14 protein-coding genes are annotated in these 14381 nt (G+C 61.2%); 8 read left to right on the top strand and 6 right to left on the bottom strand.

Annotation, left to right across the window (positions count from 1 at the left end; all coding sequences use genetic code 11):
* The first annotated feature begins 217 nt into the window (after positions 1-217).
* Together ribB and ribH are read left to right on the top strand one after the other, a co-directional pair.
* The gene (gene ribB, locus LOZ77_RS04600; protein WP_230281014.1) at positions 218-1537 is read left to right on the top strand and encodes a 3,4-dihydroxy-2-butanone-4-phosphate synthase; all 1320 of its coding nucleotides are present in this window, start codon (positions 218-220) and stop codon (positions 1535-1537) included.
* A 37-nt stretch (positions 1538-1574) separates the two neighbouring features.
* Positions 1575-1997, top strand: a complete 423-nt coding sequence (gene ribH / locus LOZ77_RS04595; RefSeq protein WP_230281013.1) for a 6,7-dimethyl-8-ribityllumazine synthase — start codon at positions 1575-1577, stop codon at positions 1995-1997.
* Here the strand turns inward: ribH and LOZ77_RS04590 are convergent, their stop codons facing one another.
* Together LOZ77_RS04590 and eno are read right to left on the bottom strand one after the other, a co-directional pair.
* Positions 1998-4073 carry a M13-type metalloendopeptidase gene (locus tag LOZ77_RS04590; RefSeq protein WP_230281012.1) on the bottom strand — a complete coding sequence of 692 codons (2076 nt, stop codon included), beginning with the start codon at positions 4071-4073 and terminating at the stop codon, positions 1998-2000.
* Between the two features lie 215 nt (positions 4074-4288).
* A complete protein-coding gene (gene eno / locus LOZ77_RS04585) occupies positions 4289-5572 on the bottom strand; it encodes a phosphopyruvate hydratase (protein ID WP_230281011.1) in 1284 nt (427 codons plus the stop codon).
* A 319-nt stretch (positions 5573-5891) separates the two neighbouring features.
* On the opposite strand from eno, the gene LOZ77_RS04580 reads away from it, so the two are divergent.
* The 5 genes from LOZ77_RS04580 to LOZ77_RS04560 all read left to right on the top strand — a co-directional run bounded on the left by LOZ77_RS04580 (position 5892) and on the right by LOZ77_RS04560 (position 8290).
* Positions 5892-6401 (top strand): hypothetical protein, encoded by a 510-nt coding sequence (locus LOZ77_RS04580; protein WP_230281010.1) that lies wholly within the window; start codon positions 5892-5894, stop codon positions 6399-6401.
* Positions 6402-6535: 134 nt separating this feature from the next.
* Complete coding sequence (locus LOZ77_RS04575; protein WP_230281009.1) at positions 6536-6898, top strand: phage holin family protein; 363 nt, start codon at positions 6536-6538, stop codon at positions 6896-6898.
* A gap of 4 nt (positions 6899-6902) precedes the next feature.
* A complete protein-coding gene (locus LOZ77_RS04570) occupies positions 6903-7286 on the top strand; it encodes a hypothetical protein (RefSeq protein ID WP_230281008.1) in 384 nt (127 codons plus the stop codon).
* A 36-nt stretch (positions 7287-7322) separates the two neighbouring features.
* The gene (locus LOZ77_RS04565; RefSeq protein ID WP_230281007.1) at positions 7323-7913 is read left to right on the top strand and encodes a hypothetical protein; all 591 of its coding nucleotides are present in this window, start codon (positions 7323-7325) and stop codon (positions 7911-7913) included.
* Positions 7914-8068: 155 nt separating this feature from the next.
* The gene (locus LOZ77_RS04560) at positions 8069-8290 is read left to right on the top strand and encodes a DUF4170 domain-containing protein (protein ID WP_230281006.1); all 222 of its coding nucleotides are present in this window, start codon (positions 8069-8071) and stop codon (positions 8288-8290) included.
* Between the two features lie 55 nt (positions 8291-8345).
* Here LOZ77_RS04560 and greA read toward each other — a convergent pair whose 3' ends face one another.
* From greA to carA, 4 genes are all read right to left on the bottom strand, one after another.
* On the bottom strand, positions 8346-8822 hold the full coding sequence (gene greA / locus LOZ77_RS04555) for a transcription elongation factor GreA (RefSeq protein ID WP_230281005.1): 477 nt from the start codon (positions 8820-8822) through the stop codon (positions 8346-8348).
* Positions 8823-8932: 110 nt separating this feature from the next.
* Positions 8933-12256: a carbamoyl-phosphate synthase large subunit gene (carB, locus tag LOZ77_RS04550; protein ID WP_230281004.1), complete on the bottom strand. Its 3324-nt coding sequence runs from the start codon at positions 12254-12256 to the stop codon at positions 8933-8935.
* Positions 12256-12522: a hypothetical protein gene (locus tag LOZ77_RS04545; RefSeq protein WP_230281003.1), complete on the bottom strand. Its 267-nt coding sequence runs from the start codon at positions 12520-12522 to the stop codon at positions 12256-12258. Before LOZ77_RS04545 ends, carB begins: the two co-directional genes overlap by 1 nt.
* A complete protein-coding gene (gene carA / locus LOZ77_RS04540) occupies positions 12519-13703 on the bottom strand; it encodes a glutamine-hydrolyzing carbamoyl-phosphate synthase small subunit (RefSeq protein ID WP_230281002.1) in 1185 nt (394 codons plus the stop codon). Before carA ends, LOZ77_RS04545 begins: the two co-directional genes overlap by 4 nt.
* A 209-nt stretch (positions 13704-13912) precedes the next feature.
* Here carA and LOZ77_RS04535 point away from each other — a divergent pair, with 209 nt between their 5' ends.
* Complete coding sequence (locus tag LOZ77_RS04535) at positions 13913-14365, top strand: GatB/YqeY domain-containing protein (protein WP_230281001.1); 453 nt, start codon at positions 13913-13915, stop codon at positions 14363-14365.
* Positions 14366-14381 lie beyond the last annotated feature (16 nt).

Raw genomic sequence — 14381 nt, 5'->3', positions numbered from 1 at the left:
GTCTGATCGACTGGCTTTGGGGTCTTAAGACCGACCGCTAATCGATAGCTAATTGATCAGCCCCGCCCCTAATCGGGCGGGGTTTTTTATTTGACCAGGTCATTAAATCCACGGTTTTCCGCGATTTCGGCCGTCGAACGCTATCCGAATTTCGCTGATTGAGCAGCGTGATCACATCGACATTGCATTCAACATTTGAATGTGGCAGTGCCGCTGCATGACAAATTCACAACTCAGCTCGACTCAGGATCAGATTCGCCAGTTGGTCGATTCGGGTCGCATGACCAAAAGTGCGGTTGCACGAGCAGCAGGGCTCCACGCGAACAGCCTTCGCGATTGTGACGAGCCACACTGGAACCCGACCTCCGACACACTTTCCAAACTCAACATGTTCCTTCGATCGAACAGCGACCGTAATGTAATCGCCTCCCCGGAAGAGATTATCGACGAGGCGCGCAATGGTCGCATGTTCATTCTTGTCGATGACGAAGACCGTGAGAACGAGGGCGATCTGGTCATCCCCGCACAAATGGCGACGCCATCCGCGATCAATTTCATGGCAACGCACGGCCGCGGGCTCATTTGTCTCGCGATGGCGAAGAAGCGGGTCGAGCAGCTCGGCCTCGAACTGATGAGCCGGAACAACCGTACTCGCCATGAAACCGCATTCACCACCTCGATCGAAGCGCGCGAAGGCGTAACCACCGGCATCAGTGCTGCAGACCGCGCCCGTACCGTCAGCGTTGCCATCGATGCATCGAAGGGCCGCGATGATATCGTGACCCCCGGCCATGTCTTTCCCCTGATCGCACGCGACGGCGGCGTCCTGACCCGCGCCGGACATACCGAGGCAGCTGTCGATATTGCCCGCCTTGCCGGTCTCAATCCGTCGGGCGTAATCTGCGAAATCATGAACGACGACGGCACCATGTCGCGCATGGACGATCTGGTGCGCTTCGCGCGTATGCACGATCTGAAAGTCGGCACGATCCGCGACCTTATCGCCTATCGCCGCCGCCATGACCGCCACGTCAAGATTGTGTCTGAAAGCAGTTTCGAAACCGCAGATGGTGCACGCTGGAACGCCATGGCCTTCCGGAACGAGCCGACCGGTGACGAGATGATTGCGCTGGTACACGGGCGAATCAACCCTGAAGAGCCAGTGCTCGTGCGTATGCATACACTGGACATGTTCGCCGATGTTTTTGGCGAAGATGGTCCGCGCAACGGTCTCTTCCGAAACGCCATGAGCGAGATCGAAGCTGCAGGTTCGGGCGTAATCGTCGCGATCAGCCAGCTGCGCGGCGGCGCTGTCAGCCGTATGCTCGACCAGCGCGAGGGGCGTGGCGGGCCCGATATGGACGAATTGCGCGACTATGGCGTCGGGGCCCAGATCCTGGCCGAACTTGGCGTGCACGAGATGATCCTGCTCACAACCTCGCATCACTCGCTGATCGCGCTGGAAGGCTATGGACTGTCGATCGTCGAAGAACGCCTGCTGTCGGCTGCGCCTCTGGCTAAACCTGTCGCAGCCTGATCTTTCGCTGCAAAAGCCCCCATATTCGGAGAATCTCGTGGCCCGTTTCCTGATCGTGGAAGCCCGCTTCTACTCGCCCCTCAACGACATGCTGATCGCAGGTGCCCGCGCCGCGCTTGAGGCTGATGGCCATGAGGCAGAAGTCATCACAGTACCCGGCGCACTGGAAATTCCGGCGGCGATCGCGATGGCAGCCGAAAGCGGCCGCTATGATGGGTTTGTCGCCATTGGCGTCGTCATTCGCGGGGAAACCTATCATTTCGAGATTGTCGCGGGCGAGAGCGCGCGGGGTATCATGGCACTGACCATGGATGGCATCGCCATCGGCAACGGCATTCTGACGGTCGAGAACGAGGATCAGGCCATCGTCCGCGCCGACCCTGTTCAGAAAGACAAGGGCGGCGAGGCTGCGAAGGCCGCCCTCGCCCTGCTCAAACTGGCGGGTCGCTTCGCCGCCTGATCACCAGATCGCCGCGCGCTCTGCCGGCGAGAGGTAGAGCGCGTCGTTTTCCTGCACATCGAACGCGCGATACCACGCATCGACATTGCGCACCCCCGCCACGCGAAAGCGCGGCAATATCGTCGTGCCATTCGCGACCAGACGGCGGGCATAATTCTCGTTCAACCGGTTCGCCCATAATTGGGCGAAGGCGATGAAGAAGCGCTGATCGCCCGTGAACCCTTCGATCACGCGCGGTTCGCGGCCACCCAGCGAAGCCCGATAGGCATCGTATGCTGCGGTCAGGCCCGCCAGATCGGCGGCGTTTCCGGACTTTTCGGTCTGCCCATCAATTGGCAGATCGGAAAAAACCCGGAAATCGCCGATTTGACGTGCCAATGCGTCGGCGCGGCGATCCAGCGCCTGTCGGTCTTCGCCTGTCAGCCAGTCGGCGATCCGGTTCCCGTCATCCACCATCGCGCCTGCCGGATCGACGGCACGGCTCATCTCGCGTCCAATGATCGTGCCGATTGCACCGTAATTGGCGGCAGCATCGGCCTCTGGGTCATAGAATGGTGGCTGCAGGATCGCCGCAGGGACGATGATCCCGTTTTCCAGCGGAAGGTAGGCCGCGACCATGCGATGCGAACCGATCCGCCACCGCAATGCTTTGCCCGAGCCGCCAACCGACGCAATTTCGCGCGCATAGGCCGCACGTTCTGCCGCCACCGTTCTGGCATAGGCATTATTGCCCACTGCCTTTAGCTGCGGGATCTCCCGATAGGTTTCGGGATAGCCGATGCCGGTCTTCAGGGCTTCCAGCTTGGCGATCGCCTGCGCCTTGGTCCCCTCTCCCAGCGCTCCGTCACTGGCGATCCGCGCGATCAGCGCTTCGCGGACCCGTTCGGCAATAATCTCGATATCGCGCTGTTCCTCTTCGGAGAAATAGCGTTCGGCATAAAGCCTGCTCATGGTCTCACCGAATAGCGCCCCTATCCGGTCCACCACCTGCTCTTCCAGCGGCGCAATGCGCAGCCGCCCTTTAAGCCGTCGTTGATAGAATGCCGCATGGGCACTGCCGAAATCGTCGGGCAATACGGCGGCATGGTCGTTCAGCCGGTGGAACACCAGCCAGTCGCGCCATGCCTCGATCGGTTCAGATGTGGTCAGCGCCGACAATGCGGTCATGGCGGCAGGTTGGAACAGCGCGATACGATCCGCGTCCTGCAAACCGGCCGCGACCAGCAAGCGTTCCCAATCGAGGCCCGGTGCATTGGCAGCCAGTTCATCCCTGCTCCAGACCGTGGCCGTTTCCAATAGAGCGCGCCCTTGCAACACGGGCCCTTGCGCCTCGGCCAATTTGACCTCAAGCGCCAATACCGCGTCGGCCCGCGCGGTCGCATCATCCAACCCTGCCAGCGACAAGGTGCGCGCCACAAGATCGCGATAGGCAGCACGGTCGGCCTGTGCCGCACGGCTCTGCGCCAGATAGGTCGCACGATCGGGCAAGCCCAGCCCGCCCGTGAACAGCCATGCCACCGTTCGCCCGTCGTCGGGAGCGGGCATGACGGCAACGGCGAAGAGATTGCCCGTCCCGTCCTCTGGCGCCAGCAACGGATTGAAGTCCGCGCGCAGCGTGCCGCCGATGACTTCGGACAGCATGCCGATATCGCCAACCGACTGGAACCGCTTGATATCGCCAAGCACTGGCGAAATGCCCTGCCGGTTGATGGCCGCGCGATCCATGAAACTGCGGTAATAATCGCGCACCACCGCTTCGGGGGTGCCCGCGTCCTGCGGGCGGCCCGCGATATCCTCGACAATGGTGGTCAGCCGCCGGTCAAGCTCTGCCTGCGCGCGCGACTGGCGGGCGATGTAATCCGAATCCTCGGGGATTTGCGCAGCGGCCAGCCAATTGCCATTGGCATAACGATAGAAATCATTGCCGGGATCGATGGCCGTATCGATATCGGCCGTGCTGATCCCGATGGCCGTCCCCTGAAAGGGCGAGACATCCTGATCGTCAGCCGCCGAACAGGCATAGAGCGCCACGGCCACCAGCAACCCGGCCGCAAGGCGCACCCAGTTGCATGTCACTTGGGTCAGGGCGGATAGGTTGCGAAGTGGCAAGAACAGGCTCTGGCTTTGGATTGCGCGGGGTGCCGGCACAATATGTGGCGAAATAATGGCACTTCGCGTTCTAGTGATTTGCAGCCCGCCGCGCAAATCGTTCCGAGCCGCGCGCCAAAGCAAATACGCCGATACCGTGACGGATCGCTCCGCCACGGCATTTTCGCATCACATCATGGCGATCAGGCAAGACGCCCGAACGCCCCGTTGCCCGCATATAGTGCGCTGGCGCCAAGCTCTTCCTCGATGCGGATAAGCTGGTTGTACTTGGCGAGCCGGTCCGAACGTGCAAGCGAGCCGGTCTTGATCTGCCCGCAATTGGTCGCAACGGCCAGGTCGGCAATGGTCGAATCCTCGGTCTCGCCAGAACGGTGGCTCATCACCGCGGTATAGCCCGCGCGGTTCGCCATGCTGACGGCTTCCAGCGTTTCGGTCAGCGTGCCGATCTGGTTGACCTTGACCAGTAGCGAATTGGCCAGACCCTGCTCGATCCCCATCGACAGGCGGCGCGGATTGGTCACGAACAGATCGTCGCCTACCAGCTGCACCTTGTTGCCGACCTTGTCGGTCAATGCCTTCCAGCCTTCGAAATCGTCCTCGGCCATGCCGTCCTCGATCGAACGGATCGGGTAGTTGGCGCACAGGTCGGCCAGATAATCGGCCATTTCCACGCCGGTCAGCGAAATCCCCTCGCCCGCAATGTCATAGCGGCCATCGGCAAAGAATTCGGTGCTGGCGCAATCGAGCGCGATGGCCACATCGTCACCCGGCTTGAAACCCGCCTTTTCGATCGACGTCATGATGAAATCCAGCGCGTCGCGCGTACTGGCAAGGTTCGGTGCGAAACCGCCCTCGTCGCCCACGGCGGTCGACAGGCCTTTCTCCGACAGGCCCCTTTTTAGGGTGTGAAAGATCTCCGCGCCCCACCGCACAGCCTCGGCAATCGATTCGGCGCCGACGGGCATGACCATGAATTCCTGGAAATCGATGGGATTGTCGGCATGTTCGCCGCCATTGATGATGTTCATCATCGGCACCGGAAGCATATGTGCAGACACACCCCCGACATAGGAATAAAGCGGCAGACCGCGTGCCGCAGCGGCGGCCTTGGCCGTCGCCAGCGAAACGCCAAGGATCGCATTGGCGCCCAGACGGGCCTTGTTCTCGGTCCCGTCCAGTTCGATCATCGCATAATCGATGTCGCGCTGATCTTCGGCATCAAGGCCAAGCAGCATGTCGGAAATCTCGGTATTACAGGCATCTACCGCCTTGAGCACCCCCTTGCCCAGATAGCGCGACTTGTCGCCGTCACGCAGTTCCACAGCCTCATGCGCGCCGGTCGAGGCGCCCGAGGGAACGGCCGCACGGCCCATCGACCCGTCTTCCAACAGCACATCCACCTCGACGGTCGGATTGCCGCGACTATCGAGGATTTCGCGCGCGTGAATGTCAATGATCGCGGTCATTATATGGTGCCTCTTCTTTCAAGCACGCCCCGGACGGGGCTGAAGGTGGTGTTAGAAAATTGCTGCGTTATGCGTCGCGTGTTTCGTGATATGGTCGCGGATTAGTTGGCGGAACAATGGCTGGCAACAGTCGTTATTGCATCAGCGAATGGGGGCGGGTCGCATTGCCCCCGAAAACAGGCCCAACGGTTCGCATTGCCGGAAGCAATGCGCCAACCGGACGGCTTCGAAGAACCGCCGGGTCGGCGGATTTCCGCCCGCCCGACCAGTTTCAACTCGGCCCCTCGCCAAGGGCCAGTCACGACGAGAGATGCAAAACATGGTCAAATCCACTGATAGCACCCCCGCAACAACCGATCATAAGGCTGAAGCCAAGAGCCGCTTTTCCAAGGCTCTCGACGAAGCCAAGGCGGGCGTGGCCGAGCTGAAGGCAGAAGCTCTGGAGAAATCCGGCAGCTATAAGGACCGCGCCGGTGAAAAGGGCGATCAGCTAAAGGGCGATGCCGCCGCCTATGGCGAGCAGGCGAAGGCCAAGGCCTATGAGCTGGCAAACGATACCAAGTCGAAGACCAGCGAAGGCATGGTTGCACTGTCGAAGCTGATCACGGACAATGTCGCCACCGTCGATGAAAAACTGGGCGTGAAATATGGCGACTATGCGCGCAGCGCGGCAGGCAGCCTTGAAAAGAACGCTGCCTCGCTCGACGAAAAATCGCTGGAGCAACTGGGCGACGATGCGCGCGAATATGTGCGCAAGAGCCCCGGCACGGCGATTGCCATCGCTGCCGGCGCCGGTTTCCTGCTGGCCCGCCTGTTCCGCCGTCGCTAACGCCATGGGTTAAGGGGCGGCGTGGAGAGCCAAGCTCTGCATGCCGCCCAAGTATTGGCATCTATAGCGGGTGCCATGAATGAGAACTACGCGTTTGCGGTCCATTGGTCCGGCGCGACAGGGGGAAGTGCTTCATGTCGGAAAGTGCCGACGACATCGCGGCCGAGCGTTCACTGGTGGAAGACGTGCGCGCCTTGGTCGAGGACGGCAAGATGCTGGCCGAGGCCGAGATCGATTTCCATAAAAAGCGCGCCATCTATGCTGCCAATTCGGCCAAGGGCATTGGCGCGATGTTCGTGGCGGCGGCCGTGTTCGGTTTCTTTGCCCTGATGGCGCTGATCGTCGGACTGATCGTGTCGCTGGGCCAGCATATCACCTATTGGGGATCGACGGCCCTTGTGACCGGCGTATTGGCGATCGTAGCCCTGCTGCTGGCGCAGCGCGGCGCGTCAAAGATGCGGCGGATGAAGCAGGTCATTTCGGACGGGGACGATTAAACAGATGAGCGAGGAAGAAGTCCTTGAAGCCAAGCGCCTTCGTGGCGCCGCGCGAAGCGTATTCGAAACGCAGCGCGAAATGGTGCGCGCCGATCTGGGTGCCGCTAGCATTGGCAAGCGCGTTGCGACCCGACTGGTCGGCGACGGCAAGGTAATGGCGGAAGAAGCCGCCGATGCGGCAAGCACGCATAAAACGCTGCTGACATTGGGTGCGCTAGGCCTGACCGGCTGGTTCCTGCGCGGGCCGATCCTGGCCTTTGCGGGCAATCTGCTGGGATATGGCGATGAGGACGGTGACGAGCCGCTTGTTGACGCAGAACCCACAATTGACGCCGAACCCGAACAAACGCTCGGCACCTTCGGAACCCGATCCGGTTCGCGCGATTAATTAGACAAGACTGACATCAAGACGAGGTATTGACCCGTGACCGAGACCAAACCCGCCCTGAAAGCCGTGGAAACGCCGCAGCCCGTCGTGCCCGCCGATAATGATCTGGCCCCGCCGCAAGAGGCCACTCTGGCCGAGAAAGTTTCTGCCGCACAGGCCCGCATTGCCGAGCGCACGGCACCGGCCCGCGCCAAAGCGATGGAGCAGACCAAGGCCGCTGCGGGTGATGCAAAGAAATTTGTAAAGGAACACCCGCTGATCGCCGTATCGGGCGCGGTCGCGATCGGCGCGCTGATTGCGTTATCGCTGCCGGGCAAGCCTGGCCGCAAGGTACGGGGATCGGTCATGTCGGCTGGCGGATTGCTGGCGGAACTGGCAGCGACCTATGGCGGCCAGATGATGGCGCTGGCGCAGAACGCTGCCGAGGGATCGCGCGACAAACTGGGCGAATGGGGCGAACGCGTTGCCGAAACCGGTGGCCATATCGCGCATGAATTTGCCGAACGCGGCGAAGGCACGGTCCTGACCGCTCGCCAGATCGCCGAAAAGGCCGCCATGGCTGCACGACATGCCAGTGAAGATGCAGGACACAGGACCCGCACCCTCACCTCAAGGTTTCGGCGCTGATCAGCGTCAAACCCGCCTGATGAACATTTTTTCGATTGCGCGTCGGGCCTGATTGCAACTTGGGATCGCCCGAGCGATACGCTAAGGCCGCCCCATCCAAGCCAGCCCACCACTGGCCGATGTGGCGGCTTTCCAATTTGCAAGCGGAGTGATTGATGGCGCAAAAACTGCATCTCGTAATGGGCGGTCGGGTAAAGGACCCGCGCGGTCTGGAATTCGAAAATCTGTCAGCGCTCGATATTGTCGGCGTCTATCCGGATTTCGAATCCGCCGAAAACGCGTGGCGCGGCAAGGCGCAGCAGACCGTCGACGATGCAGAGATGAAGTATGTGGTGGTGCACCTGCACCGCCTGCTGGAACCCGATCTGAAGAATTGAGCCAGCAATATGAAGGGGGCGGGATGACCATCGTCCCCCGCCCCTTTTCATTGGATCAGATGAATTCAATCTGCTGGATCACGTAAAAGCGTTCGCCCGACGGGACGGTCACTTCGATCTCGTCATCCACTTTCTTGCCAATAAGCGCACGGCCCAGCGGGCTGGAATAGCTGATCCGGCCGGACTTGGCATCGGCCTCGGTCGGGCCGACGATCTGATAGCGGACGGGCTTGTCGTCTTCGTCCAGCAGGGTGACGGTCGCGCCGAAAATCACCTTGTCGCCCGACAATGTCGTCGGATCGATGATCTGCGCGCGGCTGACCTTGTCCTCCAGATCGGCGATCGACGCCTCGACCTGGCCCTGGCGTTCTTTCGCGGCGTGATATTCGGCGTTTTCCGACAGATCGCCATGCGCGCGCGCTTCCTCGATCGCATCGACGATGCGCGGACGTTCTTCACGCAGCAATTTCAGTTCGGCAGTCAGCTTCTCATAGCCTTCCGCCAGCATCGGTACCTTTTCGACACTCGCCATTGTAATTCAATATCCTCCTGGTCCCTCGCCAGCGAAACGAGTTCCCCGTCCCTGCCGCGCGATGCAGCAGGAAAATCGGGGGACTTACGTTGCGGGAGGAACGTTAGCGGTCAGCCATAATAGGCCTGAAGCGAGCGCACTTCAAGCTTGCCGCCGCGTTGGGCCGCAATCGCCTGCGCCGCGACCAGCGCCGCAGCTGCCGTGGTATAGATCGGAACCTTCTCGACCAATGCTGCCTGACGGATCGATTTCGAATCCTTCAGGCTCTGCCAACCCTCGGTCGTGTTGAAGATCAGGTTCACCTCGCCGTCGATAATGGCGTCGACGATGTGGGGCCTGCCCTCTGCCACCTTGTTCACCGGTTTCACGTTCACGCCGTTTTCGGCAAGGAAACGCTGCGTCCCTCCGGTGGCGATGACGGTAAAGCCGTTTTCTTCCAGCAGTTTAACGGCGGGCAGAATGGTCTGCTTGTCGCTATCCTTGACCGATACGAACAACACGCCGCCTTCGGGCATCATCGCGCCCGCGCCAAGCTGGCTCTTGATAAAGGCCGCCGTGAAGTCGGGATCGATGCCCATGACTTCGCCGGTGGACTTCATTTCGGGCGAAAGCGCCGGATCGCTGCCGGGGAACTTGTTGAACGGGAACACCGCTTCCTTGACCGCGACATAATCGATGTCGCGCTTGATCGCGGGCAGATCGGCCAGTTTTTCGCCCGCCATCACGCGCGCAGCCATCTTGGCGATGGGTTGCCCGATAGCCTTGGCAACGAAGGGCACGGTCCGGCTGGCGCGCGGGTTCACTTCGATCAGATAGACCTGACCGTCCTTTACCGCGAACTGGATGTTCATCAGCCCGACGACTTTCAGTGCGCGGGCCAGCAGGTCGGCCTGACGCTCCATCTCGGCAATGATGTCGTCGGGCAGGCTGTAAGGCGGGATGGTGCAGGCACTGTCGCCCGAATGAACGCCGGCTTCCTCGATATGCTGCATCACGCCCGCGACAACCACATCCGTGCCGTCGCACAGCGCGTCGACATCGCATTCGACGGCATCGCGCAGATACTGGTCGATCAGCACCGGCGAATCGCCCGAAACGCGGACGGCCGTTTCCATATATTCGTCGAGCTGCGCTTCACTATCCACGATCTCCATCGCGCGGCCGCCCAGCACATAGGACGGGCGGATCAGCACCGGATAGCCGATCTGCGCCGCAATCCCGCGCGCCTCTTCCTGACTGCGCGCGATGCCGTTCGACGGCTGCAACAGGTCCAGCTTGTTGACCAGCTTGGCAAAGCGTTCGCGGTCTTCGGCAAGGTCGATGGCGTCGGGGCTGGTGCCAAGGATCGGAATGCCCGCATCCTCAAGCGCCTGCGCCAGCTTCAGCGGGGTCTGTCCGCCGAACTGCACGATCACACCGACCAGAGTGCCCTTCGACTTTTCGACATCGAGGATTTCCAGCACGTCTTCCGCCGTCAGCGGCTCGAAATAGAGGCGATCCGAAGTGTCGTAATCGGTCGACACGGTTTCCGGATTGCAATTGATCATGATGGTTTCAAAACCCGCCTCTTCCAGCGCAAAGCAGGCGTGGCAGCAGCAGTAATCGAACTCGATCCCCTGCCCGATCCGGTTAGGACCGCCGCCAAGGATCACGATCTTTTTCCGCTCCGACGGATCAGCCTCGTTCTCCGCCTCGCCAAACAACGGGGCTTCATAGGTCGAGTACATATAGGGCGTGATCGCCTCGAACTCGGCAGCGCAGCTGTCTATGCGCTTGAACACCGGACGAACGCCCAGCTTGTGGCGCAGTGCGCGGATTTCCTCTTCGGAAGTGCCGCCCGCCATGGCTTTCAGCGTATCGTGCAGCAGGCCCGAACGCTTCGCCTGCGTCTCGCCCATGCCGCCCGCGACACCGACCGAGCGCACGGCCAGCGTGGACAGGCGCTTGTCCGAAAAGCCCATGGCTTTCAGGCGGCGCAAACCCTCGGTCGTGCGCGGCAGGCCATTGGCCATGATCTCGGCCTCTTCGGCGATGATCTGTTCGATATGGCGCAGGAACCAGGGATCATATTGCGTGATCGCGTGGATTTCATTCAGCGTCAGCCCTTCGCGGAAAGCCTGCGCCACGATCAGCAGCCGTTCGGGCGTGCGTTCGGACAGGCGCGCGGTCAGCACGTCGCGGCTGGCACCTTCCAGCTCCTGAACGCGGTTGAACCCGTCGAGCCCGGTTTCGAGGCCGCGTAACGCCTTTTGCAGCGATTCCTTCATGTTGCGGCCGATCGCCATCACCTCGCCCACCGAGCGCATGGCGGTCGACAACTTGTTTTCCGCGCCCTTGAACTTTTCAAAGGCGAAGCGCGGGATCTTGGTGACGATATAGTCGATGGTCGGTTCGAAACTGGCAGGGGTCGCGCCGGTGATCTCGTTCGTGATCTCGTCCAGCGTGTATCCCACGGCCAGCTTGGCGGCGACGCGCGCGATGGGGAAACCCGTGGCCTTGGACGCCAGCGCCGAAGAGCGCGAGACGCGCGGGTTCATTTCGATCACGATCAGCCGGCCGTCAGCGGGATTGACTGCGAACTGCACGTTCGAACCGCCTGTTTCCACGCCGATTTCGCGCAGCACCTCGATGCTGGCGGTGCGCATGATCTGATATTCCTTGTCGGTCAGGGTCAGCGCGGGGGCGACGGTGATGGAATCGCCGGTGTGCACCCCCATCGGGTCGATATTCTCGATCGAACAGATGATGATGCAATTGTCCTTGCGGTCGCGCACCACCTCCATCTCATATTCTTTCCAGCCGAGCAGCGATTCCTCGATCAGAACCTCGGTCGTAGGGCTGGCGTCGAGGCCTTCGCGCACGATCTGCTCGAACTCCGCCTTGTTATAGGCGATGCCGCCGCCAGTGCCGCCCAAGGTGAAGGACGGGCGGATGATCGCGGGCAGGCCGGTGTGTTCCAGCACGGCCACCGCCTCAGCCAAAGTGTTGGCGACGCCGCTGCGAGCGGATTCCAGACCGATCTTGTCCATCGCCTTGCGGAAACGCTGGCGGTTTTCGGCCTTGTCTATGGCGTCGGCGTCTGCGCCGATCATCTTGACGCCGTATTTCTCCAGAACGCCGGTTTCGAAAAGCTTCAGCGCCGTGTTGAGCGCGGTCTGCCCGCCCATGGTCGGCAGCAGCGCATCGGGACGCTCTTTCGCGATGACGCGCTCGACGAATTCGGGGGTGATCGGCTCGACATAGGTCGCGTCGGCCATTTCCGGATCGGTCATGATCGTGGCGGGGTTCGAGTTTACCAGAATGACCCGGTAACCCTCTTCCTTCAGCGCCTTGACCGCCTGCGTGCCCGAATAATCGAACTCGCAAGCCTGGCCGATGATGATCGGACCCGCGCCGATGATGAGGATGGAGGAGATGTCAGTGCGTTTGGGCATTAGTTTTCCGATTCCGCTTTTTCGCGAGCAATCATGCTGTCGACGCTCTGTTGAATTTCCGGTGTGATGACCTGAACATTGCCAGCATCATCATTGAGTATTTCACAGTTCCCGAGCGTGCGTCCGGAGTAGGGAGCCATTTCTTTAACCTCCTCTATCGTCCGCCGGAGTTCATCCGCGCTGACGCCACAATCTTCGGCCTCCGCATGCTTGCTTCCACCACATCCGATGAGAGCGAGCGAAAAGAAAGCCATGAGCTTTTTCACCCCAACTCACCCACGAACTTCTCGAACAGGTAAAAACTGTCCATCGGTCCCGGCGAAGCCTCGGGGTGATACTGCACACCAAACGCCTTCTTGCCAGTAATCGCGATGCCGCAATTGGTGCCGTCGAACAGCGACTTGTGCGTCTCAATCACGCCTTCCGGCAGCGTATCGCCATCGACCGCGAAGCCGTGGTTCATCGAGGTGATCTCGACCAGCCCCTCGGTCTCGCCCCAGATGCCGCCGACGCGCTGCACGGGATGGTTGGCACCGCGATGGCCCTGAAACATCTTGGCGGTCTTGGCACCCGCAGCCAGCGCCAGCATCTGGTGGCCGAGGCAGATGCCGAACAAGGGCACATCGGCGTCCAGCAGCGCCTTGATCACCGGCACCGCGTAAACGCCCGTCGCCGCCGGATCGCCGGGGCCGTTCGACAGGAACACGCCATCGGGTTTCAGTGCCATGATCTCGTCATAGCTTGCTTCGGCCGGAACGACAGTGACCTTGGCCCCTGCCCGCACCAGATTGCGGAAGATATTATCCTTTGCGCCGAAATCCATGGCGACGACATGCGGGCGGCCATCCGCGCCCGGTTCGCCATAGCCTTCGCCCAGCACCCAGTGCCCGCCGGTCCAGCCTTCGCTGATCTCGCGGCTGACGCCCTTGGCAAGGTCCAGCCCTTCCAGACCGCTCCATGCAGCCGCCTTGGCGACCAGCGCGTCAATGTCGAACTTGCCCTCGGGGTTGTGCGCGATCACCACATTGGGTGCGCCCTGAATGCGGATACGGCGGGTCAGCGCGCGGGTATCCAGCCCCGCGATGCCGATCTTGCCTTTTTTCACCATCCATTCGGGGAAATCACCCATGGCGCGGAAGTTAGACGGATCGGTCACATCTTCGCGCACCACGCAGCCCAGCGCCGAATCGACCTTGCCTTCGACGTCCTCGTCATTAGTGCCGACATTTCCGATATGCGGGAAGGTGAAGCACACGACCTGCCCCGCATAGGACGGGTCGGTCATCACTTCCTGATATCCGGTCATCGCCGTGTTGAAACAAAGCTCGCCCACGGCTTCGCCCGTGGCGCCGAATCCGCGCCCGTAAGCGACATGCCCGTCGGCAAATACAAGAACGGCGGTTGCCCCCTGGGGGATAGGCGCGTGCGAAGAAGCGGGGTCGGCCATGTGGCGCTCCGTTAGCTAGGGGTCCGGCGATATGTGCTAAGACCCGTCCGCTAGAGATGGGAGCGCATACCGTCAAGCGGGGTTGCCGCATAAATGCGGATAGACCCCTTATTAATTGCAATGCTGGTCCCAAGTTCGGTTTGCATCGCCGGTAATCAACCCTATGTGGCGTGCGAAGACGCCGATCACCCCATTTTAAAGAGAAAACCATGCTTCGCGACGATCTCAAGGCCGCCCAGATCCAGGCTATGAAGGAAAAGGACAAGGAACGGCTGAACGCCGTCCGCCTGATCCTTGCCAAGATCAAGGATCGCGACATCGAACTGCGCACCAGCGAAGCGGCCGGCGACGACGATGCGCTGGTGATCGACGTGCTGCAGAAGATGGCCAAGCAGCGCCGCGAATCGATTGCGATGTATAACGAAGGCGGCCGCGCCGAACTGGCCGAAGCGGAAGAGAAAGAGCTGGTCGTGATCGAGGAATTCCTGCCCGCGCAGATGAGCGAGGAGGAAACGAAAGCCGCGATCGAGGCGATCAAGGCCGAGACTGGCGCGACCGGCATGAAGGACATGGGCAAGGTCATGGCCGAGCTGAAAGCGCGCCACGGCACCGAGCTGGACATGAGCAAGGCGAGCGGTCTGGTGAAAGCCGCGCTTTCCTGATCTTGTGAGGCGGGGC

Source organism: Croceicoccus sp. Ery15 (assembly GCF_020985305.1).
Classification (GTDB): domain Bacteria; phylum Pseudomonadota; class Alphaproteobacteria; order Sphingomonadales; family Sphingomonadaceae; genus Croceicoccus.
The sequence above is the reverse complement of the archived record's forward strand: the minus strand, read 5'-3'. Positions and strand labels throughout refer to the sequence as shown.

Bases quoted from the DNA above. Each gene is read 5' to 3' on its own strand.
- LOZ77_RS04580 (WP_230281010.1), top strand. From the start codon at position 5,892: ATGGTCAAATCCACTGATAGCACCCCCGCAACAACCGATCATAAGGCT.
- eno (WP_230281011.1), bottom strand. From the start codon at position 5,572: ATGACCGCGATCATTGACATTCACGCGCGCGAAATCCTCGATAGTCGC.
- LOZ77_RS04570 (WP_230281008.1), top strand. From the start codon at position 6,903: ATGAGCGAGGAAGAAGTCCTTGAAGCCAAGCGCCTTCGTGGCGCCGCG.
- LOZ77_RS04535 (WP_230281001.1), top strand. From the start codon at position 13,913: ATGCTTCGCGACGATCTCAAGGCCGCCCAGATCCAGGCTATGAAGGAA.
- LOZ77_RS04560 (WP_230281006.1), top strand. From the start codon at position 8,069: ATGGCGCAAAAACTGCATCTCGTAATGGGCGGTCGGGTAAAGGACCCG.
- carA (WP_230281002.1), bottom strand. From the start codon at position 13,703: ATGGCCGACCCCGCTTCTTCGCACGCGCCTATCCCCCAGGGGGCAACC.
- greA (WP_230281005.1), bottom strand. From the start codon at position 8,822: ATGGCGAGTGTCGAAAAGGTACCGATGCTGGCGGAAGGCTATGAGAAG.
- carB (WP_230281004.1), bottom strand. From the start codon at position 12,256: ATGCCCAAACGCACTGACATCTCCTCCATCCTCATCATCGGCGCGGGT.
- ribB (WP_230281014.1), top strand. From the start codon at position 218: ATGACAAATTCACAACTCAGCTCGACTCAGGATCAGATTCGCCAGTTG.
- LOZ77_RS04575 (WP_230281009.1), top strand. From the start codon at position 6,536: ATGTCGGAAAGTGCCGACGACATCGCGGCCGAGCGTTCACTGGTGGAA.